We start from the raw sequence: 23,055 nt of genomic DNA, 5'->3' as shown, positions 1-23,055 counted from the left end.
ATAAGAAAAAACGCACTGAACAGTGCGTTTTTTTGTATCCAGTGTTTGTTCCTTAGTGGGTGGGTGCTTGATGATGTGCAATCTGAATTTGATTTAAAATATGATTGCTCATATTTTTCGCCATTTCCTCTTTTGCAAAATAAACCTCACCAATTTGATCGCGGCGAATCACTTCAGCTTCTTCTTTACTTTCTGCACACACCAAAACCTGAATCTCAGGATTGAGGGTTTTGGCAATATCCACGATTTTATGAATATCTAAAATATCCATCGGGGAAAGTACCAACAGGCGTGCATGTTGAATATGAGCTTGAATCAGTACGCCAGGGTCTGTCGCCATCCCAGAAACAGCCGCAATGCCTTTTTCACGCAGGTTTTCTACAATTTCACGGTTTTCTTCCGCAATCACCACTTTAATGTCTTCGGCCATCAATTGTTTGGTAATTCGACGCCCCACTTCACCATGTCCAACAATTACCACTTGATCACGTAAGTAGTCTTGTGAAACTTCATCAGGTAGCATTGCCAATGGGTCACCACTACGTTCCAGTAAGCGTGCTAGATGCGAGCGCTCACGAATCCAGCGTTGTACAGGCTCAATTGCGGAGAACACAAAACTGTTTAAGGTGATGGAGATGAGTGCTCCTGCCAAAATTAGGTTTTGCCCTTCTAGGGACAATAGTTTAAGTGAAACCCCGAGTGTGGCTAAGATGAAGGAAAACTCACCAATTTGTGCCAGTGAAGCACCGACGGTGAGTGCCGTATTGATGGGGTAGCGAAAAAAGAGCACCAGTGCCATAGCGGCAATGGTTTTGCCGATCATAATAATTGCAATGACTGCAAGCACATGCACAGGTTGTTCCACTAAGATGCGTGGGTCAAATAACATGCCCACTGCAACAAAGAACAAAATGGCAAAAATTTCACGTAGAGGGAGAGTTTCTTCTTCGGCGCGGTGGCTAAAGTCAGACTCTTTAACGACCATCCCGGCAAAGAAAGCGCCCAGTGCCATGGAAACACCGAAAATTTTGTACGCGCCAAAGGCGATTGAGACCGCAGCAGCCACCACGGTTAAGGTAAACAGTTCACGTGAACCAAGTCGAGCAACAAATTGCATGATCATTGGAACAAGACGTTTCCCGATGATCAGCATAAAAGCGATGAAACCTACCACTTTAAGTAAGGTGATGCCTAAGGTAAGCCAAATGTTATCATCAGCACCGCCTGCAAGGCCCTCTCCACCGAGTAGCACTGCTGTAGCGGGTAAGAGTACCAGCACCAAGACCATGACCAGATCTTCAACCAAGAGCCAACCTACGGCAATTTTACCGTTGACCGAATTGAGTAGACCACGGTCTCCCAGTGCTTTGAGTAATACCACTGTACTGGCACAGGACAGGCTTAAGCCGAAGACCAAGGCAGAGCCAAAACTCCAACCCCAGATCATACTGACGCCTATTCCGAGCAGGGTCGCGACAGCAATTTGTAAAATAGCACCAGGCAGTGCAATGCGTCGAACTTGTAATAAGTCATTGAGGGAAAAATGCATGCCCACACCAAACATGAGGAACATGACCCCAAGTTCAGCCAATTGGTTCGCTAGATGAATATCCGCGACAATACCCGGGGTATTGGGACTAATAATGATACCCGCAATCAGATAACCAATGAGTGGGGGAAGGCGTAAGCGTACGGCAAGATAGCCGAAAATGAGCGCGAGCCCAAAACCGACAGCAAGTAATATAATGAGATCTACGTCATGAGGCACTAAAAACTCCTTAAGCAAAAGTTAAGGGTGAAAAAGAAGCAAAGCACAAAAGGTGCCAAAAGAGATTAAAAGTTTAACAAGTCGAACGAAAAAAAAGCAAAAAAAAACGACCTAAAGCAGGTCGTTTTTTCCAAAAAACTAAAATTATTTAATTTTAGCTTCTTTGAAGATTACGTGTTGACGGATTTTTGGATCAAATTTTTTGATTTCCATTTTTTCCGGCATAGTACGTTTGTTCTTAGTTGTGGTATAGAAATAACCTGTACCAGCAGTAGAAACTAGGCGAATTTTATCACGCATTGTTCAGACTCCTTAGATCTTTTGACCTTGAGCACGTAGGTCAGTAACAACCTTCTCGATACCCAATTTGTCGATAATACGCATACCTTTTGTAGTTAGACGAAGACGTACGAAACGTTTTTCGCTTTCTAACCAGAAACGGTGGTGATGCAGGTTCGGCTCGAACCGGCGTTTGGTTTTGTTATTGGCGTGCGAGACGTTGTTGCCAACGACTGGACGCTTGCCGGTAACTTGGCAAACCTTAGACATGGTGAACTCCATTGCTAGACAGCACCGATTGTGCGCTAGTTATTAAGTAAACGGATGAAATCATTCAAGGGGCGTTTTATACCAAAAATGCGCTTAAAAGACAAGCGATTTTCATTAAAACTAGGCATGAACCCGTGCGATAGGTCATGCCTTGATCATTTAGCGAAGAAGGGTCTTTGAAATCAACTTGTGAATTGGTTTGTTAAACGGTGGGAGAATGAATTTCAAGCTATATAACTTGGGATTCGACATCACTGACCGTTCATGCGACAAACTGAAGAAACCTTCTGGACCATGATATTTCCCCATACCTGATGCACCAACGCCACCAAATGGTAAATCGTCTTGTGCGACATGGGTCAAAACCGTGTTTTGTCCGAAATGCCCTGAATGAGTACGCTGTGCAACATAATCTGCACGCGCCTGATCAAAGTCGAAGTAGTATAATGCAAGTGGACGCGGACGGCTATTAATAAACTCGATAACATCGTCTATTTGATCATATTCCATGATCGGCAGCAGTGGTCCAAAGATTTCGTCTTGCATAATACGCATGTCAGGCGTGACGCCAGTTAACAGTGTAGGGGGCACTTTACGTGTATCGGAGAAGGTTTCATGGGCTGGGTTGATTTCAACCACCTGTGCTCCATGCTCACGTGCATTTTCAAGATAACCTTGCAAGCGGTTGTATTGGCGGTCATTAATAATTGAAGTGTAGTCTGGATTATGCAGAATGTCAGGATACATCTCTTCCACACACTCGCGGAAGTGTTCAATGAACTCGGCAGTTTTACCTTTAGGCAAGAACATATAGTCAGGTGCCACACAGGTTTGACCTGCATTCCACAGTTTACCTGCAGCAATCCGCTGTGCAACATCCCGTAAATGAATAGAAGGATGTACTAATACTGGTGATTTTCCGCCAAGTTCGAGGATCAATGGAACGAGGTTCTCTGCCGCAGCAGACATGACGGTTTTCCCGACATTGGTTGAACCTGTGAAAATCAGTTTGTCAAAAGCCAGACGACAAAAGGCATCCGAGATCGCACCACCGCCATTGGTCACGGAAACTAATTCTTGAGGGAAGGCTTCAGAGAGCGCTTTTTCAAGGATGCGACCAAAGTTACCCGATGAACTAGAAATCTTGATCATGGCATGGTTACCTGCCGCCAAAGCACAAATTAAGGGTCCAATCGAGAGTAATAGAGGATAGTTCCATGGGGTAATAATGCCGATCACACCTAAAGGTTGATATTGCACCCATGCTTTAGCCGGCTGGTGAATGATGGAAACGTGACGTTTCGAGGGTTTCATCCACGTGGTTAAATGCTTGCTATAATATTTGATATGTTCAAGGCAGGTGAGTAATTCCCCAATTTTGGTTTCACTGGTGGAACGGTTGCCATAGTCTTGATTAATTGCCTCTGCAAATTGATCTTGATACTTAACTAAGATACGCTTAAGTCGTGCCAAACGGTCAATACGCTCTTTTGCGGTTGGCAATGGATAACGTAAATAAGCGTGCTTTTGCTGTTCAAGCACATCATGTAGGTGCTGAATATCATAAGAATGTGGTGTCAATGAAGTTGTTTTTGTTTGACTGTTCATGCCGCACTACCATTTCAAATTTCAATTTATGGTTAATTTTTTAGAGTAATTGCTCTAATTAGTCAAGTTACTTTATGTGTTAGTCTTCTAATGCACTGAATGAATGGTTATTTTAGGATGTCTCAAACTAAAACGTTGAAAACCAAAGAACGTATTTTGCAACTCAGTTTGCAGCTTTTTAACGAGCGTGGAGAACGTTCTGTTACGACCAATCATATTGCCGCTGAATTGAATATGAGTCCGGGTAATTTGTATTATCACTTTCGAAATAAAAGTGAAATTATCAAAGAGCTCATGGAGCAGTATCAAGGCGAAACGCTACAGATGCTGGCTTTGCCTGATGACCGTCTGTTAGATGCCAATGATAAAATTCGTTATTTTCAGGTACTAAGCAGCCAGTTGTGGGCTTATCGCTTTTTACATCGAGATGTCTATCATTTGGTTGAAAATAATGAAGACTTCCGCAAGATGTATCCGCGTTTTGCAGGGCAGGTGATGCAGCAAGGGCAAAAGATCTATCAGGCCTTTGTTGATGCTGGTCTGATGCAAATGACGTCGTCTGAAATTGAAGCCTTGATTATCAATTTATGGATTGTACTGACCAACTGGACCAACTTCCTTTATATGTCGGGTCATATCACTGACTCTAATACATTAGAAGAAAAGTGGGTTTGGCAGGCACTCCGTCAAATGGTGTTCTTAGAAGGGGCCTATTTGCGTGGTGAAAGTCGTGAGACGTATGAGCGCTTATTGGATACGATGGGGCCATCTGAACTGTTTTCGAGCTTGGCGTCATTTAAATCGGATGATAAGCCATAAGGTGTTTTGACAGCTGAGTAAAAAGCGCTAGAATACTCGGCTTGATTTTCATTTTACTGATTTAAACTGACATGAATATGACAACTGCTAACACGGCACGTTTACTGATTACTTGTGAAGATAAGCCAGGGATCGTGCAAGCTGTATCGAGCTTTTTGTATCATCAAGGCGCGAATATCACTGCGCTTGATCAATACGCGACTGAAGCTCAGGGCGGACGTTACTTTATGCGTGTTGAGTTTGAACTGGACAATTTACAGTCTCGTAAAGAAAGCATCACTCAAACTTTTGCTGCAAATGTAGCTGAGCGTTATGAAATGCAATGGCGTTTGGCGCTGGTCAGCGACGTGAAAAAAGTCGGGATTTTGGTATCTAAAGTAGATCATGCCTTACTTGAGCTGTTATGGCGTCATGCGCGTGGCGGTTTACCGTGCGAAATTACTAAAGTGATTTCTAACCATGAAACTTTACGTGAAGCGGTTGAGAACTTTGGTATTCCGTTTGAAGTTGTCCCTGTAACGAAGGACAACAAACGCGAAGCTTATGCTGAAATTGATGAATTAATGCAGGGCAATGATTTATTGGTACTTGCGCGTTATATGCAAATTCTAGATGAAGCATTTGTCGAGAAGTGGGAAATGAAAGTGATCAACATTCACCATTCATTCCTACCGGCTTTTGTTGGCGCAAATCCATACAAGCAAGCGCATGAAAAAGGTGTAAAACTCATCGGTGCAACTGCACACTATGTCACTGCGGATCTGGATCAAGGTCCGATCATCGAGCAAGATGTAGAGCGTGTGAACCATGACTTTACGGTTGATCAGTTACGTGAATTGGGTCAGGATGTTGAACGTAACGTCTTGGCACGTGCAGTGAAGTGGCACTTAGAAGACCGTATTATTGTTGATGGTAACAAAACAGTCGTTTTCCAATAAAAAATTGGTTGCAAGCAAGATTGAAAAAAGGCATACATTAAGTATGTCTTTTTTGTTTGGGTATGATTAGAAAAAACCATAAAAAGTGACAAATTAATAGTTGCAAATGAAAACACTTCTCATTTATCATTGCGCTACCTTATTGTACTAACCGATAAGCGTTATAGTGGAAACCAACCCAGTGGCCACTCCGCTTAAATTAGGTCACCGATTTTAATGAGTTCAACAGTTATTTCTCCTATGCAGACTCCCAACCCGATGAAAAAGAAAGTTCTTGCTGCTTTGATCGCGGTTGTCGTGGGCCATATGGGCGTATTGTGGGCAGTGAACCACATGAAAGCTCCTGAACTCAAACCGATTGAAAAAGAACCCTTGAAGGTTCGCTTCGTTAAAATTCAAGAACCACCAAAACCGCTACCGCCTAAGCCGAAGGAAGAACCGAAAAAGGAACCGACTAAGCCGAAGGAAGTGAAGATTGTGGAAAAACCACAACCGACCCCACCGAAAAAGGTAGAAAAGGTTCAACAAGTTAAAAAAGCAGAAGTGGTGAAACCAGTTGTTCAACCAACCGAAACTCCAGTAAAACCGACAGTCACCACGACGATTACAGAGAAAAAAGTCGAAAAGCCTGTCGTGCAACCAGAGCAAACGAAACCTGTTACTCAAGCTGAACCTGCCGATACTTCACCGAAGTCGGTGTCGGTTGGTGGTTCAGGTGTGCAATGGAGCCGCTCTCCAAAACCAGTTTATAGTAATCAAGATTTACAAGGTGAAAACCGTCGAGTAGTGGTGTTGATTGAGGCGAATGAAAAAGGGTCGATTGTGAATGCCCGTATTACGCGCTCAAGTGGTGTGCCTGCTTTAGATGAAAAGATTTTAAGAGCTGTCAAAGGCGCTAAATTTAAACCTTATAAAGAAAATGGTGTGGCTTATCCAATTCGGGCTGAGCAACCATTTGATTTGGAATTGAATACAAAACGCTAACTTTATCAGGAGTTCGAGTATGAACTTTTCAGTTTATTGGCAACATGCTGATGCAGTCAGTAAAACACTGTATTTCATCTTGTTGGCAATGTCGATTGCAACGTGGACCATCTTTGTTTTACGTATCATGGGTACACGTCAATTGAAACAACAAGCTTATGCTCAACTTTCGCAAGCTTTGGCTAAGTTAAAATCAAAGTTTGCTGTATTGAACTTTGAACAACGTAAAGCCGTTGCAGAACAAGCACTCCTTCGTCAAATTTCTGCTGAAAAAGCGAATGCTGAGAAAGGTGTTTCAGTTCTAGGTACGATTGCATCGCTTGCACCGTTCGTTGGTTTGTTCGGTACAGTATGGGGGATTTTCCATGCCCTTGTTGCTGTTGGCAAAAGTGGTCAGGCGGGCTTAGCGCAAGTTGCAACCCCTGTAGGTGAAGCATTGATCATGACGGGTTTAGGTTTGGCTGTCGCGATTCCTGCTGTGTTAGCGTATAACATCTGTGCACGTGTAAACCGTACTTTGGCACATGAGCTTCAAGACCAAGCACACGGCTTGCTGATTGATACCATGTTGCAACAAGACTCAGCACCTGCGGCAGTAGAAAGTAAAGCGACTCAACAAGGTTTAGTTGGAGGTCAAGCTTAATGGCTTTTCAATTGGGTGACGATAACGATGCTGGCATGAATGAGATGAACCTCATTCCGCTGATCGATATTATGCTGGTTTTGATGATCATCTTCTTGGTGACAGCGACCGTTGCCAACCCATCAATTCCATTAACTTTACCAAAAACGACGGCTGATATTGTAGATCCTCCACCTAAAGCCATTACGGTGAGCATTAATGCTAAAGGCGAAGTGGCTTGGGATAATGAAGTGATTAGCTTAGAAGAACTACAAAAGCGTTTTAATGAAGCGGGTGAGTTGGAAACCAAGCCAACGGTTCAACTTCGTGCAGATAAAGAATCTCGTTACGATATGGTCGCACAAGTCATGTCTCGTGCAAGTGAAGCTGGACTGGCGGATATTGCTTTCGTAAGCGATAACTAAGTTGATGTTAAAAAAAAGCGACTCTTGAAGTCGCTTTTTTTGGTGAATTATTAAGTTATTTGCTGTCTTTCAATAAAGACTGAAACTTAGAGCGCAGCTTCATCAGTTTTGGTGGAATGGCAAAGTTACAATAGCCTTGAGATGGGTTGCGAGCGTAAAAGTTTTGGTGATAGTCTTCAGCCGAATAGAACGTTGGCGCAGGACTGAGTTCAGTCACAATATCGAGACCTTCTGCCTTTAAGTCGTTAATTGCTTGCTCTGCATCAACACGCTGCGCATCATTAAAATAATAAATGACTGAACGATACTGGGTGCCGACATCATTGCCTTGACGGTTGAGTGTCGTAGGATCATGAGTGGCAAAAAACACATCGAGCAGCTGAGCATAGCTGATTTGAGTTTCATCAAAATCAATTAAAATAACTTCGGCGTGGTTGGTATCGCCACGACAAATGTCTTCATATGTTGGGTTGTCGGTATCTCCACCTGCATAACCACTGGTCACTTTATGTATGCCCTGAAGCTCTAAATAAACCGCTTCTACACACCAAAAACATCCACCGCCAAAGAGTGCTTGTTGCATTTTAAAATCCTAATTGTGTTTATATCTGTTTATATAAGGGCTGATTGGTGCAGTACAATGTTGTCTGCTATAGATTAAAAAAGCCTGTGATTACAGGCTTTTTATAGAAATAATTTAACGTGGTTGAATGGCAGAGCCAAACTGTAGCAGCAAGTTGCCATGTCGATCGAGTAGTTTCAGAGTTTTACCAAACACTTGGTAATGCGTCACTTTTGCCAGCGCTTCTTGGAACTGTTGCGGAACAGCACTGTTATTGATACAGGCCATTCGGGTGGTTGCGAGCTGGCTCAAGGTGAGCGTATCGCGTCCGAGGGTATAGCTGCCCATAATGCGATTACAGCCATCTGCACCACTGATGCGGTTATCAGCTGAAAACTGAAGGCTTGGAATATTACGTTCATTGGGTGCTGTTTTAATTTCGGTATTGCCGATTTGCGTCAAAATCCAAGTCCGTTGCTGAAGCTGTTGAATGTTGGCCATTTCAATGGTGTCGGATGGCGGTGGTGTCGTTTGGCAACCAGTCATGATTAAGCTACTCGCTAAAAGACTGCTTGCAATCAGTTTTTTTAACATGGGATCAGACTCTTAGTTTGATGTATCGTCTGAACTATCAAAGCAAATTTTGTCGTTGATTGCCAGTTTTAACTTGCAGCTTTTCGTTGCAGACCTTAGCGTGTTTGGTCAACGGGTAAACCCTGACGAATGAGCTGTGAATACTCAAGACTGGTTAAAGCTGTTTGTTTGCTTACACGTGGGTTGATATAGGCTTTTTGATACCAAGTTTTCATATCCCACTGTTGGCTAATCGCGCCTAAATCATACAAATAATTCGGCAAATAACCTGAAGCTAAAATACGGTAGTCAGTCGGTAAAGCGTCATGTGAAACGGCTTGAACCATATCAAAAACCAAGGTGGTGCAATTACTGGTGAGGGTGTTATACCATTTAGGATGCTTGGCGAGCTCGTCAGCCTTATGTAAATACTCTACAAACAGTGCTTTACTTTCAGCCTGTCCGAGGCGAACAGGAAAGAAATAGACTTGTTCATGACGAATATTACTACGGGTATACACAATATCATGTTCGTCTGAGGCCACTAAACTCAACTCATATTTTCTGAAAAAACCACCAATCGCTGAAAATTCTTCATTTTTCTCTTTGCGAATTTCAATGGAAAAGGTCAGTGGTGCAGTATTGGTAAAATCAAAACTGACCAAAGTATGTGCGATTTGCGGCCCCATCCAGTACGAGGTAATGATATTGACCCCAGTGATTTGATTTAGATCGAAAGAGCGGGTATCCCAATGTTCAGTATAGGAGCCATCGGGGTGCCATGTAAAATTGCGGATATTATGAAGGGTGACATGGTCGCCTTGTTTTTCATAATGCAAGATTTTTGCTACTTCAGGTTGCCAGTCGCGGTCTTGGCGTGCGTCTAAGCTAAAATACCAAGACAACGCCAATAAAAAACCAAGGAGATAAAGGATGATATCGAGGCGACGACCAAAAAAGCTTTGAGTGATATAGATGCCTAAAATGCTGAGCGCAAAAGCAATCCAGATCCCAATAAAAATACGGCTGACCAACCAACCCCAAGGTGCTTGAATCCACAATGCAAAACACAGCCAAATTGAACTGAACAAGACAAAAATACTAAACAGGGTGTGGAGTAACCCAAAGCCCAGTGTCCGCCAAAATTCTATTTTGATCATGTTGTGCATCGTGCTTTTAGCAAAAAGAATATGCTTTATTTTTGATAAGTTGCGAACTCAAAAGCAATTCCAGTTTTGTCATCAATATGTTGTTCTGACACCACTTTTTTAAATGCTGCTGGAATAGCAGGGTAATGCGCATCACCTTGCACATCGAGTTCAACATGCGTGAGTTCTAAACGGTCCGCAATGTCGATGGTCTGTTTAAAAATTTCACCGCCACCAATGATAAAAATACTGTCAGGTTTTTCTGAAGCTTGAACATCGGCAACAGCTTGCGCTAAAGCTTCTTCGATGCTGTAAGCCACCTTTGTGCCTTCAAAAGCCCAAGAAGTGTCGCGAGTAATGACCCAATTGACACGCTTGGGTAATGTACGGCCCATCGATTCCAGCGTTTTACGGCCCATGATGACTACACCACCTTGGGTGATGGCTTTAAAGTGTTTTAGATCTGCTGAAATATGCCACGGTAGGTCATTGCCTTTACCAATACAGCGTTGCTGATCCATTGCGACTAAATGTACAACTTCTAAGTTTTGAAAGGCCATAACGCGCTCAAATGTTGGGTCATATTTCTCATTCTTTCTCAAGGAGAGGAAGAACATCTATGGGTAAACCTTAATCCCGCTGATTCAATGCGAGATTGAATTGGACTTGATCTACTTTAAACAGCAACAGGTGCTTTAATCCCAGGATGCGATTCATAACCCACGATTTCGATATCTTCAAATTTAAAGTCGAAAATATCTTTAACCGCAGGATTGAGTTTCAGTTGGCACAGCCCTAAAGGTTCACGGCTTAACTGAAGCTTCGCTTGCTCAAAATGGTTGGCATATAAATGCGTATCACCACCCGTCCAGACAAAGTCACCCACACCTAAACCGCAGACTTGTGCGATCATATGAGTGAGTAGCGCATAACTGGCAATATTAAAAGGCACACCTAAAAATACATCGGCACTGCGTTGATAGAGCTGACAAGACAGTTTGCCGTTATGAACAAAGAACTGGAAGAGGGTGTGGCACGGAGGAAGGGCGACTTGCCCAGCTTCTTGTGGATTCCAACCCGATACAATCAGACGGCGTGAGTTTGGATTGGTTTTAATTTCATTGACTAACCATGCAATTTGGTCAAAACCATCTTTTTCATACAAACCATCGGCTTTTTTGGTTGCACCGAAATTACGCCATTGATGGCCATACACCGGCCCCAGTTCACCTTCTGGGCGACCAAAACGCGCAGTTTGTTCTGCGGTTGACCATTCGTCCCAAATACTGACTTTGTTGTCCTGTAAATATTGCACATTGGTATCGCCTTTTAAGAACCACAACAGTTCAATCACGATTGAACGAAAGTGAACTTTTTTAGTGGTTAATAAAGGGAAGCCTTGAGAAAGATCAAAGCGCATTTGATGACCAAATACCGAGCGCGTACCTGTACCAGTACGGTCGCCTTTATCACCGCCGTGATCGAGGATGTGTTGTAGCAGGTCTAAATACGTTTTCATAAAACTCTCAAATAAACACTTTGGGGGAACAGACCTCTTAATAGAAGTGCCTGTTCTTTCCACTCTAAATTATAAAATCTGCGGATGATTATACTGAATTGTGCCTTATTGCACACCCAAGATTAATGGTTCAGGTAAGATGATTACTCATATAAAAGTTATGTGACAGCTATTACAGAGAACCAGATTAAAGTGGTTTTGTGCAGGATTTAAACTGCAATAATTGAGTTGTATCGAATCTAAATAGATAGCCGTTTAGATGGGCAATCCATTCCATATCTAAGGACTTCATTAGCCAATGGTGAAACATTTGAGCTTAAGCCGAAAAAGGACTTGGGTAAGGGGTAAATTTTTTTAGTTAATTTAAGTTTCAAAAAGTACAGAGAAAATAAAACTTTAGAAAAGTTGTGTTGCATTTTGAAAAAAAATATTACATTTACGACATGAAAGTTCAATGCTGAGCGGTTAGTATTTCGAACTCGAAAAGTTGCACACCCCTAATGATTGGGAGGAGAGTTGGTTTTAGTATGCCGTATGATCAAAACGTAAATATGAATGACATCTATGCGCCTGCGCAAACCAATATCATAATACGTTCTCAGTCAGAGCGAAATGTTACCGCTGCGGATATTTTAAGCTCGAAGCAAGCAAGAGAAAGGGCTATTAGCAACCATCAGCGTGTGGATATTGAAAAATTTACAGGATTTTTAAGAAATATTACCCGTCAAACCAGCACTCAAAAATGTGCTAAAAGTATTCGCATTGGCTTAGAGTCTGCGGGTGCAAGCTTCAAGAGTCATCCTGTGGCTGCGGCAGATTGGGGGAATACCCTAACCAGCATTGGTTATCGTAAAATTAATTTATCTTTTGATCAGCCTAAAAAAGGCGATATTTATATTATCGACCGTACTGCAAAAAACCGTTATGGACATATTGCCGCTTATTCAGGCAATGGCTGGGTTTCTGATTTTAAACAAAGTGGTTATGCGGTTTACCGTAACCAAAATGTGAACTACAGTTATTATCGAATGGATTAAGCAGATGTTGACGGGATGTAGAGCAACTCCGCATCCCGATTAAATTCTTTTTTCACGCTGTGCGTGAATCGATACTAAAAATAAACCAATTCCACTAAAGCCGATGCACTGGAGCGCAAGCGCAATTTTATCTTGAGCGGGTAAATAGCCGAGCAAACAAATCAGGGCAATTAGGGGCAGAAAAATAACCAAACGCGAAAAGCCTTCTCGATACGGATTGTCCTGAGCAATCTTCAATTGCACACCACGTAGCAGATGCGTTGCAATGCCAATCACGAGACTCAAACCAATAAAAATCGTGCCAAGCTGTTGAACTTGTGCTGCCATAAAAATCATCGCGCAAGTGGCAATACAAACAATGAGTTTAATTTGACGGCTACAGCGTTCAGAATACCAAAAGTTCAACATGGTTTATTGGGACTCAGGCTGAGTATTGTTATGCAAAAGAGATAGAGGGGAAAATAGGCAAATCCCCAGCGCCATAAAACCAATCCCTTGCGCGCCTGGAATCAGCAGCTCACCATCTTTAATATTCATAAAAATCAGTGCCAAGAGTAGGGCAATCGGAATCCAAGTCAGTAGACGATACAGAAAACCTGTAGGATTCTTGGCTGCAAAATGGATTTTGCAGTAACGACAAATCAGAAAAACAATCCCAGTACCCAAGAACATTAAAATGGCATTGAGGCTCAGGGGGGCCATCCAATACAACACACCTGTTACAACCGTAATTGCGATAAAAATAAGTAATTTTTTAAGAATAGAAATTGAGGGATTAAACCAAAATTCGAGCATGGCAGTGATGTATTTAAAAAACCAAATATATGTCACTTTAGCATAATTTGACCCTAAAAAAGGGGGCAATGATGCCCCCAATATTTTATCTACTCATCGGATTAGCCATAATTCTTTTGTGGGCCCCAATCATAGATTTTCTTTTGATAGGCATACCACATCATCCACGCGCCGACTAAAATCATTGGCAGACTGAGGAATTGGCCTTTACTCATCCATGCGATGAACAGCTGTCCGTTGTCAGGTTCACGGAAGAACTCGACGATGAAGCGGGCCATACCATAACCGATCAGGAATAACGCTGAAACCGCCATACGAGGACGTGGCTTTGAACTGAACCACCACAGTACGATGAATAACAATAACCCTTCAAAAAAGGCCTGATAGAGCTGAGAAGGATGGCGAATTAGCTGTAGCGGATCCGTTGGGAAAATCATACCCAGTGCAAAGTTTGGGTCTGCAACAGGGCGACCGTAAAGCTCTCCACCAATGAAGTTACCAATACGACCAAACATGAGCCCTGTAGGTACACATGGCGCAATAAAGTCGAGAGTTTGGAACCAAGTCATTTTGTATTTCTTGCACCAGAAGAGCATGGCAAGCATTACACCCAAGAAGCCGCCGTGGAAACTCATACCGCCTGTCCAGACTTGGAACAGCCAGATTGGGTTGGCAAGGAATTGCTCAAAGCCATAAAAGAAGACGTAACCGACACGACCACCAATAACCACACCTAGAGCACCATAAAAGATCAAATCGGAGACCATATCCGGTGTCCAACCTCGTTCTTTCGCGCGGTAGCTTGCTAGTCCCCAAGCAAACAAAAAGGCCAATAAATACATCAGTCCGTACCAATGGACTTGTAAAGGGCCAAGTGCTATTGCGACGGGATCAATATTTGGATAGGTCAGCATGCATATTCCTAGTCATTATGTTTTGAACAGATTTTAGCTGAAAGAGATGAAAAATGTTGTACATTCAATGTGTAAAGATGATGAGTATCGTTTATGTGTATTGTGGCAATAGCATGGCAGGTCTTGGATGAGATGCCATTGTGTTTGATTTCAAATCGAGATGAGTTCTATCATCGCCCTTCGAGCCATTTAAAACAATGGGAAAATAGCCCGATTATTGCAGGGCAAGATTTGCAGTCTGGCGGCACATGGATGGGTATAACGCCAACAGGACGTTGGGCGGTTTTGACCAACTTTCGCGATGGAAAGGATCAAACTAGCTATCCAACTTCTCGCGGACATTTGATTCAATCCTTTTTAGAGTCTGAACAAACCCCGATTCGTTTTGCTCAAGACTTAGAGAAAAAACAATGTGACTATGCGGGTTTTAATCTTTTTATGGGGGATCGCTATCAGGCGGTCTATATGAGCAATCGTGGTGAAGCACCACAGGTTCTTCCGAAAGGCGTGTATGTGGTGTCGAATGGTTTGATGACGGAACATTGGGAAAAAACCAAACATTTACGTAAGCGCTTTACCCAAGAGTTCCTACCGATGTTGCAACAGTCCCACATCTTACAACGCGAGTTAGAGGCGACAGCTTGGGATATTTTGGAGGATGAGCGCAAGATTATTCCAAACTTATTGCCGCAAACTGGCATTAGTCTGGATATGGAAGAGTTATTATCTTCGACCTTTATTCAAAGCCCTATTTATGGGACACGCTGTTCTAACTTCCTGCGTATGACCCATGAACAATGGTCTTGGCTGGAAAAGCAGCAGCAGGGTGAGTGTAAAGGAAAAATCACGGAACAGACGGTATTATTTAAACCATAAAAGATGCCGACATAAGTCGGCATCTTTTATTTATGAGTATGTTATTTAAGAGGCTTTGGTTTCAGTCTTTTTCTTTTCTACTGATGGCATCAAGTCTGCTGTTAAATAACCGACACTTGCACTATAGCCATTGTTGTAATTGGCTAAAGTTGCGGCTTTCAAATCTGTTGATAAGCTCTTCATATCACCCGCATGTTGGAAGTTACTCATGATATAAGTCCAACCATTCACAGAGTCTACCGCATGTAAACCAGTTGACTCTGCACCAGCAGGGGTCGAGAGTAAACGTACAGGATCTGCTTTGGTATCAACGTTATATGCCCATAGGAAGTTATTTGGGTGGTTCCCACTGTCTTCACCAATGAACAACGTACGTAGCGTTTCAGAGAACTTTAAGTTGTCAGGGCTTGCGATTTTATCTGGATTTGCAGTGTTGCCTAAACTATCTACTGTGATGTCTTCACCCATCAATAACATTTTAGACTGATGTGGAACCCACTCACTGTCGATTGGTTGCCCATCGGTTGTGTTTTGTCCTGCTGTTAAATCATGTGCCAGCACGCCACCTGCGGTGATTTTTTTCGTAAATGAAACATTGTGCGCAGCAACCCATGCCGCATTGTCTTTGATCATTGAATCTTGAATGTTGGCTAATGCAGAATATGCCACTTTATCCTTAATGTTGATGGTGGTGCCTTCCATCTTGGTGAAAGCCATACTGCCACCTTTGAGTGCTGCATAACGGTGGGTTTCAAGGAAGGCTGCTGCTTTTTCCATACCCGGTTTTACTTTGACCCAAAGTTTCTTCTTGGCTAAAACAATTTCGGTGTATGACGTGTCATTTGGATTGGTGGTTAAACTTTCCATAATATCGCTAGGTTGGATATTGTTAACATTCACCATGTTTTCAATTTCTTGACTAGTTGCATGACCTAGCTCAATCCATTTGATTTGTCCTGTACTGCTTTCTGTCAGTTCAGATACATATTGAGCGACATAAAGCTTACCAGCCGACAAATCTTTTGCGACATCGGCAATGAACATAAAGAAACCGCCGTTGGTGTAGTCATCGCCCATAATCACGGTACGGTTATCAGGCATAACATGTACAAGCTCATGCGAGATACGCCCCATGCAGAAGTGTTTTACAATGCTGCCGCTACCATCTTTGTTGACAATCACCTCAGGTAAATGACCATAGTTATATGGTTTAGCGACTGTTTCATCCCCAAAGAAGTTTTTGCTGATTCCTTTTGGACTTGGTCCACCAATGCCTTGTTCAAATGCATCAGGTTCATATTCTTCACTAGATAAATGTGTGTTCCACGGCGACAGACTTGCACCACACGTGATCCATAGTCCATGAACTGCAGATGTATCAACATTAAAGTATTTTTTAAGCTCTAAATGGCCTGTTGTTTGGTTTTGGTCTAGCGTTAAAATCGCGATTGGGGAGGGTAAGTTCCCATACTCGCTCGCGCCAGCTAAGTTTAGGGATGCATATTCAAATTGCACCACATGGAATACTGGGTTATTCACACCTTCGACTTGAGCACCGTCTAAATGAATAAGCGAGGAGCCATCCGGGCAGTCTGAAAAGAATTGGCGTGGCGACGCTGGAACAGATGTATCCATAATTGGATCCCCGTTGGCGTTAAAATATCCCCCAGCAATAATTTCACCACCGCCCCATTTAGGCACAGTATTGCCTGTTTCAAAAAAGCTTTTATAGCCAAGTTGATACTCTGAACTGGTTGAGTCATCCCAGTCGATTTTGAGTTTTGAACTGACTGATGTTTTAGCACGGTCTGCAATTGCAATAGGCGCTGCCATCGCTGTAAATGTTGCAGCTTTTAGATTTGCAGGTTTTGTCACAGGTGGTGTTACCCCTGTGTCATTGTCACTATCATTACAACCGCTCAATGCTGCTGCAGTAGTCATTGCCCCAAGCGGTAAAAAAGGAATTCCCGCAAACCATTTTAGAAGATCACGACGACTTGGCTGATTTGTTGTGGCAGTCATAGTAAGTCCATATCAATAATTGTAAGTAAGTCGAGCTAGATTGTATGAAGCAGAAGTGACGTTTTATTTACAGTTTAGGGTCAATTTGAAGACAGTATTTGATAGGTCAATAGATACAACATGAAATAAAAAATCCTCCCTACAGTGTTGGAGGAAATAAGATGGAAGTTTGTAATTCTCAAGTTTTAGTGGCTTGTTGTTTTTCTTTTCTCTAATAATTTTCCAAAAAATAAACCAATTTCAAATAACAGCCACATGGGGACCGCAAGCATAATCATCGAAAGTGCATCAGGTGGAGTGACAAACATCGCAATGAAAAAGCATCCCACGACAATGAAACGACGCTTTTCAGCGAGACTCTGTGTGCTAACGACACCAATTAAAATCAGGATGAGGGTAATAATTGGAATTTCAAAAGTGAGTCCAAACACTAAAAAAAGTTTCAGGCAAAAACTGAGATAACTATTGATATCTGTCATCGGTGCAACACTTTCAGGTGAGACACTGATAAAAAAATGTAATATGCCTGGAAGGGTAATGAAATAGGCGAAGGCTACGCCAATGTAAAACAGTGCAATACTCCCTACGAGCAAAGGAATGGCCAAAAAACGCTCTTTCTCATATAGCGCAGGTCGAACAAATGACCAAAGTAAATAGATGATAACTGGCATAGCCAACATCAGCGCAACAAATAAATTTAATTTAAATGGCGCCATAAATGTTGCTGTGACATCTGTCGCAATCATGGTGGAGTTGACGGGGAGTTGTTGGCGTAGTGGCTCTGATAGTAATTGATAGGTTGTATTACGAAATGGCAGTAGGCAAAAAAACAACAACAGGGTAATACCAACAATTTTAAATAGGTACTTACGCAGTACAATTAAGTGCTGCATGACAGGCATTTGTTCTAATTGTTCATCTTGGCCTGTGCTTGAGTCGGGCCTTGTTGACACTTGATTCATACTGCGATCTTCAATTCAGGTTGTATAGGTACATTCGCTGCGTTGGGCATAGGTGTAGCATGTTGTTTAAGATGGTTGATTGAAAATGGGACTAAAGGAGAAGGAGCTAGCCTCTGATATTTATAGGTTATTGCATTTTCAACTTTGACTGTTGGAGCAGATTGACTGAGATGATCAAGCTGCATTTGTAGACGCTGTTCCAACTCAGTCATGCGTTCAATTTCTTTTTGGATTTCTTGACGAAATTCAGAAAGCCTGAGCTCACGATCGACTTCTGTTTGAACACTATTGATAAAGCGTTTGGCTTTGCCATACCATTTGGCTGCAAAGCGTGCCGCTTCAGGTAGCTTTTCAGGACCTAAAACTAATAATGCAACAATAGCGAAGCATAATAGTTCTGTCATACCTACATTTAGCATGGCAATGCTCGCTTAGCTTTTGATCGTACTTTCTGTACTTTTGACATGAGCATCAATTGTTTTTGGCTTATTTAACTGTGCTTGTTCTGTTTCATCATCTCGAATCGACTTTTTAAAGTCTTTCACTGCACCGCCGACATCTTTACCTAAGTTCTTAAGTTTGGCTGTACCAAAAAGAAGAATAACCACAATTGCAAAAATTAGTACGTGCCAAATTGATAGTCCCGCCATGGGTAGATCCTCATCATTTTTCGTTTTCCCTATATCAACAGGCTTGTGTGACATTGCGGTGACGATGATATTTCAATTTCAAGACAAAACGATCGCTCCGCACAGATTTTGAGAAAAAGCAGTGTTATGATGACTCCGTGAAATTTCAAGGATATTGAAGTGACGTTGCTGCTCCCTCTGTTGGCCTTTCTTAGTGGTTTATTCCTTGCATCTACTCCTTTGGCAACATGGTTGAAAACAGGCTTTTCAAGTCTTTTAGCACGTTGCTTTATTCCGATTGTTATTGTCTACAACATGGTGTTTTATCAGGCTGGTAGCATTAGTCTGATGTTATTCAGTTTTGTCGTGGCAGTGCTCTTATTTTACTTTTTCTTATACTTTTCAAAGAATAAATTAAGCGCCTTGTGTTTTAGTTATGCCAATATGGCATGGTTAGGCTTTCCTTTTGCGATTGCGTTGTTTGGCACAGAAATTAGTCCAGCAATGGTGGCGCTATACATCGGTGGCTCTATTTTTGGCAATCTCTGGGCAGTGACAGCTGTGAGCCAAACATCGTTAGCTTTTTCATTTATTTTAAAAAAAATGCTCTGTACTCCACCCATGATTGCTTTGATTCTGGCTCTTATTTTTCGTTCCGTTGGGGTGCAACATTGGTCACAGCATGTTCTGATTGATGTGGTTTATAGTGCAGCCAAATTTGGTATGAGTTTCTCTGGTATGTGTGTATTGGGCATGTGGTTGAGGCACACCAAAGTTGAGAAAGCGGACCTGTGGCAAAGTAGTCAGACAGCTTTATTAAAATTAGCATGTGGCGTGGTGTTATGTGGGCTGAGTTATCGTTACCTCGCTATTCCTCATATTGAACAATATATTGGGGTCATGTTCTTATTGTTCTGTTTACCGCCAGCAGCCAATATTGTGGCTTTGGAAACGCATTATCAAGGTACAGGCACATCGGCAAAATACATTGCTTCAGGTACGATCATCAGCTGTGTCGTGGTGAGTATTTATGGTTTATTGCTACATGTATTCGCTGTGATCTAAGCACTCACTTTTAGCTAGAAATACATAGTTCTGCTGCGCAAGGGCGATAGAGGAGAATATAGAAAATCTTTCGCCACCGTCCTCCCCGAGGGGAGAAGGGGCAACATTACACAGCTTAGTTTTTATTGTTCTAAACTGGCTTTAAACAGTTGCATCGCCTGACCACGATGGCTGATTTTATTTTTTTCTTCTTTGCTCATTTCTGCACTTGAAAGCCCTAACTCGGGTAACCAGAACAGCGGGTCATAACCAAAACCATTTTCCCCACGAGCAGTCTCTAGTACTTCACCTTTCCAAATGCCTTGGAAAATTTGTGGAAGAGGATCATCAGCATGTTGCACTAATGCTAAAACGCATACAAACATGCCTTCAATCGCTTGACCGTCTTTACGCAGTGGCTTGAGTTCAGCTAATAATTTTTGATTATTGGCAGCATCATCGCCGTGTTCGCCTGCATAACGTGCAGAGTAAATCCCCGGTGCACCATCTAAAATAGGGACGCAAATGCCAGAGTCATCTGCAATGGCTGGTTTTCCTGAAATTTTAGAAGCATGGCGTGCTTTAATAATCGCATTTTCGACAAAGCTCAAACCATCTTCAATGGCATCTTCAATATTCAATTTACCTTGAGCAATCACTTCAACAGGTAAGTTGAGCTCTGCAAATAATTTTTCAAATTCCGAAATTTTGCCTTTGTTATTGCTTGCGAGGACTAAGGTACCTTGAGATAACCAATCAGTTGATGCCATGTGAAAGATCCGTGCTTTAAAAATTATGCGGTTATTTTAACAAGTCCGACTCATGGATAGGCAATAAAAAAGCACCCGAAGGTGCTGAGTTTGGAAATAAAAGCTTATTGAGCTTGAATCCACTTGTCTGCACGGTCACGTGCTTGACGAATTTGATCTTGGGTTAAGTTTGCCGCCAACGCTGTTTTCTTGCCTTCAGAAAGCGTAATCACTTTATTATCGAGCATGCCATCACGGGTTGAAAGCTCATACCATTGATAAGCCCCCATGTAGTTTTTCTTTTGCTCTTCCATCATGGCCAAGTTAAAGCTTGCGCGGTTATCACCACGACTGGCTGCTTTTTCAAAGTATTGACGTGCTAAAGATTCATCTTTTTTAGTGCCTACGCCATCTGCAAGCATACGACCAACATTTAGCTGAGCAGCCGAAAGACCTTGATCTGCAGCGGCTTTGTACCAAGCAAAGGCCTGTCGTTCATCTGCAGAGATGTCTTTACCTTGTTGATACTTGGTTGCAAGATAGAACTGCGCAGCAGGCTGACCTGCTTTTGCTGCTTTAATTAAGCTATTGATATCCATAACAGAATATTGTGCAGCTTGACTCGCAACAGACGTGGTTGGGGAAACATAATCTGCATGAGCTTGAATGCTCAAAAGTCCAACCAGTAGTGTCGTGCTTAAGAATAGTTTTTTCATAGAGCGCTCACTCGATAAATTGCGACTTCACCAAACAAATTCGGGAGACGTTTACTGAGTAAACTATCTTGTTGATCCCCATTTACAGCGAGTCGATTAATAATTCTGATGTTATTTTCCGCACAAAGTGCTTCAAAATCACGGAAAGTACATAAGTGGATATTGGGCGTGTTATACCACATGTACGGCAAAGCTTCAGAAACGGGCATCATTCCTTTAAGAGCCAAGAAAGAACGGGTCTTCCAATGGGCAAAGTTAGGAAAAGTAATGATCGCCTGTTTCCCTACGCGCACCATATCACGTAATAAAACATCTGGTGCATCTACCGCTTGCAAGGCTTGTGCCATAACGACATAGTCAAAAGACTGGTCTGCAAAGCGGCTTAAACCCAAGTTTAAGTCTTGTTGGATAATATTTAACCCGCGACCGACCGCAATTGCAATCTTTTCTTGATCAATTTCCAGTCCATATGCACGAATATTGTGCTTTTTGCTCATATGGGCCAGTAATTCACCGTCACCACAACCTAAATCGAGTACGCTGGAATCAGGTTTGATCCATTTTTCTGCTAGTTGATGATCAATACGCATTACACAGCCTCCTGAGATGTTGCTTGAAGGTGTTCAGAACCACCCAAAAATGCACGTAATGCTTTTACATACAAAGGAATTGGGAACAGGAATGAGTCATGGCCTTGTTCAGCGTCGATATCTAAATAGCTCACCGGTTTGTGGTTGGTGATCAGTGCATCCACAATTTCTTGTGAACGTTGCGGGGTAAAACGCCAGTCGGTGGTAAAGGACACCACAAGGAACTGACATTTGGTCTGTGACATGGCTTTAACTAAAGACTGCTCATACTCACGCGCAGGATCAAAATAATCCAAAGCTTTGGTCATAATCAGGTAAGTGTTGGCATCAAAGTTACGGCTAAATTGCTCACCTTGATAACGCAAATAGCTTTCGACTTGGAACTCGACATCGAAACCATACATAAATTTGCCTGACTTTAGGTCACGACCAAATTTCTGCTTCATGGCTTCTTCAGATAAGTAGGTAATATGACCGACCATACGTGCCAAAATTAGGCCACGTTTTGGATAGCTGTCATTTTCAAGATAGCGGCCATCATGGAAGTCTGGATCAGACAAAATTGACTGACGTGCGACTTCGTTGAAGGCAATATTCTGAGCAGACAGCTTCGGTGCACTGGCAATAATGACGCATTTTTTAAGACGATCAGGATAATCAACCGACCATTGCAAGGCTTGCATACCACCCAATGAACCGCCAATCACCGCGCTCCAGATTTGAATACCCAGATGATCGGATAAAATAGCTTGGGTTTTAACCCAGTCACGAACGGTGACTAAAGGAAAGTCAGGACCATAAGGACGGTTATCATTTTCAGGGTTTGGCGAAGTAGGCCCTGTTGAACCGCTACAGCCCCCAATATTGTTTAGTGCAACTACGAAAAATTTTGAAGTATCAATCGCTTTACCTGGGCCAATACAAGCATCCCACCAACCCGGTTTTTTATCGTCAGCATGATGGTAACCCGCAGCATGATGATGACCTGATAGTGCATGGCAAATTAAAATCGCATTGGATTTATCTGCATTGAGTTCCCCATAGGTTTCAACCATCAGTTCATAACGAGGGAGAATACGACCGCATTCGAGCTCTAAGGGCTCTTCAAAAGTAAACTTTTGTGGAGTAACGATACCCACGGAGTCAGCAGGAAAAGACACAGGAATAATTCGCCTTAAATCTTTGGGGTTAATAAATAAAAGGATA

The 23,055-nt window shown here is 42.4% G+C and carries 28 protein-coding genes; 8 read left to right on the top strand and 20 right to left on the bottom strand.

The window, feature by feature from the left end; all coding sequences use genetic code 11:
• Positions 1-52: 52 nt before the first annotated feature.
• The 4 genes from ACG9ZB_RS02760 to ACG9ZB_RS02745 all read right to left on the bottom strand — a co-directional run bounded on the left by ACG9ZB_RS02760 (position 53) and on the right by ACG9ZB_RS02745 (position 3,925).
• Positions 53-1,768, bottom strand: a complete 1,716-nt coding sequence (locus ACG9ZB_RS02760) for a cation:proton antiporter (RefSeq protein WP_419323974.1) — start codon at positions 1,766-1,768, stop codon at positions 53-55.
• Positions 1,769-1,912: 144 nt separating this feature from the next.
• Positions 1,913-2,068 (bottom strand): 50S ribosomal protein L33, encoded by a 156-nt coding sequence (gene rpmG, locus ACG9ZB_RS02755; RefSeq protein WP_003654787.1) that lies wholly within the window; start codon positions 2,066-2,068, stop codon positions 1,913-1,915.
• A gap of 12 nt (positions 2,069-2,080) precedes the next feature.
• Positions 2,081-2,317 (bottom strand): 50S ribosomal protein L28, encoded by a 237-nt coding sequence (rpmB, locus tag ACG9ZB_RS02750; RefSeq protein WP_010325866.1) that lies wholly within the window; start codon positions 2,315-2,317, stop codon positions 2,081-2,083.
• A gap of 159 nt (positions 2,318-2,476) precedes the next feature.
• Complete coding sequence (locus ACG9ZB_RS02745; protein ID WP_125280818.1) at positions 2,477-3,925, bottom strand: coniferyl aldehyde dehydrogenase; 1,449 nt, start codon at positions 3,923-3,925, stop codon at positions 2,477-2,479.
• A gap of 117 nt (positions 3,926-4,042) precedes the next feature.
• Between ACG9ZB_RS02745 and ACG9ZB_RS02740 the strand changes: the two genes are divergently transcribed.
• The 5 genes from ACG9ZB_RS02740 (at position 4,043) to ACG9ZB_RS02720 (ending at position 7,713) form a co-directional block, all read left to right on the top strand.
• Positions 4,043-4,744, top strand: coding sequence for a TetR/AcrR family transcriptional regulator (locus tag ACG9ZB_RS02740; protein ID WP_005400842.1), 702 nt, complete (start codon positions 4,043-4,045; stop codon positions 4,742-4,744).
• 71 nt (positions 4,745-4,815) lie between these two features.
• Positions 4,816-5,682, top strand: a complete 867-nt coding sequence (gene purU, locus ACG9ZB_RS02735; protein WP_004692478.1) for a formyltetrahydrofolate deformylase — start codon at positions 4,816-4,818, stop codon at positions 5,680-5,682.
• Positions 5,683-5,898: 216 nt separating this feature from the next.
• Positions 5,899-6,666: an energy transducer TonB gene (locus ACG9ZB_RS02730; RefSeq protein ID WP_419323972.1), complete on the top strand. Its 768-nt coding sequence runs from the start codon at positions 5,899-5,901 to the stop codon at positions 6,664-6,666.
• 19 nt (positions 6,667-6,685) lie between these two features.
• On the top strand, positions 6,686-7,309 hold the full coding sequence (locus ACG9ZB_RS02725) for a MotA/TolQ/ExbB proton channel family protein (RefSeq protein ID WP_004692475.1): 624 nt from the start codon (positions 6,686-6,688) through the stop codon (positions 7,307-7,309).
• Positions 7,309-7,713 (top strand): ExbD/TolR family protein, encoded by a 405-nt coding sequence (locus ACG9ZB_RS02720; RefSeq protein WP_419323970.1) that lies wholly within the window; start codon positions 7,309-7,311, stop codon positions 7,711-7,713. Before ACG9ZB_RS02725 ends, ACG9ZB_RS02720 begins: the two co-directional genes overlap by 1 nt.
• Positions 7,714-7,768: 55 nt before the next feature.
• Here ACG9ZB_RS02720 and msrA read toward each other — a convergent pair whose 3' ends face one another.
• The 5 genes from msrA to thyA form a co-directional block, all read right to left on the bottom strand.
• The gene (gene msrA / locus ACG9ZB_RS02715; RefSeq protein ID WP_419323968.1) at positions 7,769-8,296 is read right to left on the bottom strand and encodes a peptide-methionine (S)-S-oxide reductase MsrA; all 528 of its coding nucleotides are present in this window, start codon (positions 8,294-8,296) and stop codon (positions 7,769-7,771) included.
• Positions 8,297-8,410: 114 nt separating this feature from the next.
• Complete coding sequence (locus tag ACG9ZB_RS02710; RefSeq protein ID WP_419323966.1) at positions 8,411-8,869, bottom strand: META domain-containing protein; 459 nt, start codon at positions 8,867-8,869, stop codon at positions 8,411-8,413.
• Between the two features lie 95 nt (positions 8,870-8,964).
• Complete coding sequence (locus tag ACG9ZB_RS02705) at positions 8,965-10,017, bottom strand: DUF4105 domain-containing protein (RefSeq protein ID WP_419323965.1); 1,053 nt, start codon at positions 10,015-10,017, stop codon at positions 8,965-8,967.
• A gap of 26 nt (positions 10,018-10,043) precedes the next feature.
• Positions 10,044-10,556 (bottom strand): dihydrofolate reductase, encoded by a 513-nt coding sequence (locus tag ACG9ZB_RS02700; protein WP_419323964.1) that lies wholly within the window; start codon positions 10,554-10,556, stop codon positions 10,044-10,046.
• Between the two features lie 116 nt (positions 10,557-10,672).
• Positions 10,673-11,515, bottom strand: coding sequence for a thymidylate synthase (thyA, locus tag ACG9ZB_RS02695; RefSeq protein WP_005400836.1), 843 nt, complete (start codon positions 11,513-11,515; stop codon positions 10,673-10,675).
• A 527-nt stretch (positions 11,516-12,042) separates the two neighbouring features.
• Here thyA and ACG9ZB_RS02690 point away from each other — a divergent pair.
• On the top strand, positions 12,043-12,552 hold the full coding sequence (locus ACG9ZB_RS02690) for a CHAP domain-containing protein (RefSeq protein ID WP_005400835.1): 510 nt from the start codon (positions 12,043-12,045) through the stop codon (positions 12,550-12,552).
• A gap of 39 nt (positions 12,553-12,591) precedes the next feature.
• Here the strand turns inward: ACG9ZB_RS02690 and ACG9ZB_RS02685 are convergent, their stop codons facing one another.
• The 3 genes from ACG9ZB_RS02685 to lgt all read right to left on the bottom strand — a co-directional run bounded on the left by ACG9ZB_RS02685 (position 12,592) and on the right by lgt (position 14,261).
• Entirely contained in the window at positions 12,592-12,960 is a 369-nt protein-coding gene (locus tag ACG9ZB_RS02685; protein ID WP_419323962.1) for a hypothetical protein, read from the bottom strand.
• Positions 12,961-12,963: 3 nt separating this feature from the next.
• A complete protein-coding gene (locus tag ACG9ZB_RS02680; protein ID WP_419323960.1) occupies positions 12,964-13,347 on the bottom strand; it encodes a hypothetical protein in 384 nt (127 codons plus the stop codon).
• A 101-nt stretch (positions 13,348-13,448) separates the two neighbouring features.
• On the bottom strand, positions 13,449-14,261 hold the full coding sequence (lgt, locus tag ACG9ZB_RS02675) for a prolipoprotein diacylglyceryl transferase (protein WP_184117757.1): 813 nt from the start codon (positions 14,259-14,261) through the stop codon (positions 13,449-13,451).
• 93 nt (positions 14,262-14,354) lie between these two features.
• Here lgt and ACG9ZB_RS02670 point away from each other — a divergent pair, with 93 nt between their 5' ends.
• The gene (locus ACG9ZB_RS02670) at positions 14,355-15,137 is read left to right on the top strand and encodes an NRDE family protein (RefSeq protein WP_419323958.1); all 783 of its coding nucleotides are present in this window, start codon (positions 14,355-14,357) and stop codon (positions 15,135-15,137) included.
• 45 nt (positions 15,138-15,182) lie between these two features.
• Here the strand turns inward: ACG9ZB_RS02670 and ACG9ZB_RS02665 are convergent, their stop codons facing one another.
• The 4 genes from ACG9ZB_RS02665 to tatA form a co-directional block, all read right to left on the bottom strand.
• On the bottom strand, positions 15,183-17,159 hold the full coding sequence (locus ACG9ZB_RS02665) for a PhoX family protein (RefSeq protein WP_419323956.1): 1,977 nt from the start codon (positions 17,157-17,159) through the stop codon (positions 15,183-15,185).
• Between the two features lie 185 nt (positions 17,160-17,344).
• Entirely contained in the window at positions 17,345-18,121 is a 777-nt protein-coding gene (gene tatC / locus ACG9ZB_RS02660; protein ID WP_419323954.1) for a twin-arginine translocase subunit TatC, read from the bottom strand.
• Complete coding sequence (gene tatB, locus ACG9ZB_RS02655; protein ID WP_419323952.1) at positions 18,118-18,540, bottom strand: Sec-independent protein translocase protein TatB; 423 nt, start codon at positions 18,538-18,540, stop codon at positions 18,118-18,120. Before tatB ends, tatC begins: the two co-directional genes overlap by 4 nt.
• Before the next feature lie 12 nt (positions 18,541-18,552).
• Positions 18,553-18,771 carry a Sec-independent protein translocase subunit TatA gene (gene tatA / locus ACG9ZB_RS02650; RefSeq protein WP_419323950.1) on the bottom strand — a complete coding sequence of 73 codons (219 nt, stop codon included), beginning with the start codon at positions 18,769-18,771 and terminating at the stop codon, positions 18,553-18,555.
• 159 nt (positions 18,772-18,930) lie between these two features.
• On the opposite strand from tatA, the gene ACG9ZB_RS02645 reads away from it, so the two are divergent.
• Positions 18,931-19,815 carry a permease gene (locus ACG9ZB_RS02645; protein WP_419323948.1) on the top strand — a complete coding sequence of 295 codons (885 nt, stop codon included), beginning with the start codon at positions 18,931-18,933 and terminating at the stop codon, positions 19,813-19,815.
• Between the two features lie 122 nt (positions 19,816-19,937).
• On the opposite strand, the gene rdgB is transcribed toward ACG9ZB_RS02645, so the two are convergent.
• From rdgB to metX, 4 genes are all read right to left on the bottom strand, one after another.
• Positions 19,938-20,564, bottom strand: a complete 627-nt coding sequence (gene rdgB, locus ACG9ZB_RS02640; protein WP_419323946.1) for an RdgB/HAM1 family non-canonical purine NTP pyrophosphatase — start codon at positions 20,562-20,564, stop codon at positions 19,938-19,940.
• A 104-nt stretch (positions 20,565-20,668) separates the two neighbouring features.
• Complete coding sequence (locus tag ACG9ZB_RS02635; protein WP_392453077.1) at positions 20,669-21,259, bottom strand: tetratricopeptide repeat protein; 591 nt, start codon at positions 21,257-21,259, stop codon at positions 20,669-20,671.
• A complete protein-coding gene (gene metW, locus ACG9ZB_RS02630) occupies positions 21,256-21,849 on the bottom strand; it encodes a methionine biosynthesis protein MetW (protein WP_004979039.1) in 594 nt (197 codons plus the stop codon). The genes ACG9ZB_RS02635 and metW overlap by 4 nt, the downstream gene beginning before the upstream one ends.
• Complete coding sequence (metX, locus tag ACG9ZB_RS02625) at positions 21,849-23,009, bottom strand: homoserine O-succinyltransferase MetX (RefSeq protein ID WP_419323944.1); 1,161 nt, start codon at positions 23,007-23,009, stop codon at positions 21,849-21,851. The genes metW and metX overlap by 1 nt, the downstream gene beginning before the upstream one ends.
• Positions 23,010-23,055: the final 46 nt, after the last annotated feature.

Source organism: Acinetobacter johnsonii (assembly GCF_048551975.1).
Taxonomy (GTDB): Bacteria; Pseudomonadota; Gammaproteobacteria; order Pseudomonadales; family Moraxellaceae; genus Acinetobacter; species Acinetobacter johnsonii_A.
The sequence above is the reverse complement of the archived record's forward strand: the minus strand, read 5'-3'. Positions and strand labels throughout refer to the sequence as shown.

Bases quoted from the DNA above. Each gene is read 5' to 3' on its own strand.
- rpmG (WP_003654787.1), bottom strand. From the start codon at position 2,068: ATGCGTGATAAAATTCGCCTAGTTTCTACTGCTGGTACAGGTTATTTC.
- rpmB (WP_010325866.1), bottom strand. From the start codon at position 2,317: ATGTCTAAGGTTTGCCAAGTTACCGGCAAGCGTCCAGTCGTTGGCAAC.
- ACG9ZB_RS02745 (WP_125280818.1), bottom strand. From the start codon at position 3,925: ATGAACAGTCAAACAAAAACAACTTCATTGACACCACATTCTTATGAT.
- ACG9ZB_RS02740 (WP_005400842.1), top strand. From the start codon at position 4,043: ATGTCTCAAACTAAAACGTTGAAAACCAAAGAACGTATTTTGCAACTC.
- purU (WP_004692478.1), top strand. From the start codon at position 4,816: ATGAATATGACAACTGCTAACACGGCACGTTTACTGATTACTTGTGAA.
- ACG9ZB_RS02730 (WP_419323972.1), top strand. From the start codon at position 5,899: ATGAGTTCAACAGTTATTTCTCCTATGCAGACTCCCAACCCGATGAAA.
- ACG9ZB_RS02725 (WP_004692475.1), top strand. From the start codon at position 6,686: ATGAACTTTTCAGTTTATTGGCAACATGCTGATGCAGTCAGTAAAACA.
- ACG9ZB_RS02720 (WP_419323970.1), top strand. From the start codon at position 7,309: ATGGCTTTTCAATTGGGTGACGATAACGATGCTGGCATGAATGAGATG.
- msrA (WP_419323968.1), bottom strand. From the start codon at position 8,296: ATGCAACAAGCACTCTTTGGCGGTGGATGTTTTTGGTGTGTAGAAGCG.
- ACG9ZB_RS02710 (WP_419323966.1), bottom strand. From the start codon at position 8,869: ATGTTAAAAAAACTGATTGCAAGCAGTCTTTTAGCGAGTAGCTTAATC.
- ACG9ZB_RS02705 (WP_419323965.1), bottom strand. From the start codon at position 10,017: ATGCACAACATGATCAAAATAGAATTTTGGCGGACACTGGGCTTTGGG.
- ACG9ZB_RS02700 (WP_419323964.1), bottom strand. From the start codon at position 10,556: ATGGCCTTTCAAAACTTAGAAGTTGTACATTTAGTCGCAATGGATCAG.
- thyA (WP_005400836.1), bottom strand. From the start codon at position 11,515: ATGAAAACGTATTTAGACCTGCTACAACACATCCTCGATCACGGCGGT.
- ACG9ZB_RS02690 (WP_005400835.1), top strand. From the start codon at position 12,043: ATGCCGTATGATCAAAACGTAAATATGAATGACATCTATGCGCCTGCG.
- ACG9ZB_RS02685 (WP_419323962.1), bottom strand. From the start codon at position 12,960: ATGTTGAACTTTTGGTATTCTGAACGCTGTAGCCGTCAAATTAAACTC.
- ACG9ZB_RS02680 (WP_419323960.1), bottom strand. From the start codon at position 13,347: ATGCTCGAATTTTGGTTTAATCCCTCAATTTCTATTCTTAAAAAATTA.
- lgt (WP_184117757.1), bottom strand. From the start codon at position 14,261: ATGCTGACCTATCCAAATATTGATCCCGTCGCAATAGCACTTGGCCCT.
- ACG9ZB_RS02670 (WP_419323958.1), top strand. From the start codon at position 14,355: ATGTGTATTGTGGCAATAGCATGGCAGGTCTTGGATGAGATGCCATTG.
- ACG9ZB_RS02665 (WP_419323956.1), bottom strand. From the start codon at position 17,159: ATGACTGCCACAACAAATCAGCCAAGTCGTCGTGATCTTCTAAAATGG.
- tatC (WP_419323954.1), bottom strand. From the start codon at position 18,121: ATGAATCAAGTGTCAACAAGGCCCGACTCAAGCACAGGCCAAGATGAA.
- tatB (WP_419323952.1), bottom strand. From the start codon at position 18,540: ATGCTAAATGTAGGTATGACAGAACTATTATGCTTCGCTATTGTTGCA.
- tatA (WP_419323950.1), bottom strand. From the start codon at position 18,771: ATGGCGGGACTATCAATTTGGCACGTACTAATTTTTGCAATTGTGGTT.
- rdgB (WP_419323946.1), bottom strand. From the start codon at position 20,564: ATGGCATCAACTGATTGGTTATCTCAAGGTACCTTAGTCCTCGCAAGC.
- ACG9ZB_RS02635 (WP_392453077.1), bottom strand. From the start codon at position 21,259: ATGAAAAAACTATTCTTAAGCACGACACTACTGGTTGGACTTTTGAGC.
- metW (WP_004979039.1), bottom strand. From the start codon at position 21,849: ATGCGTATTGATCATCAACTAGCAGAAAAATGGATCAAACCTGATTCC.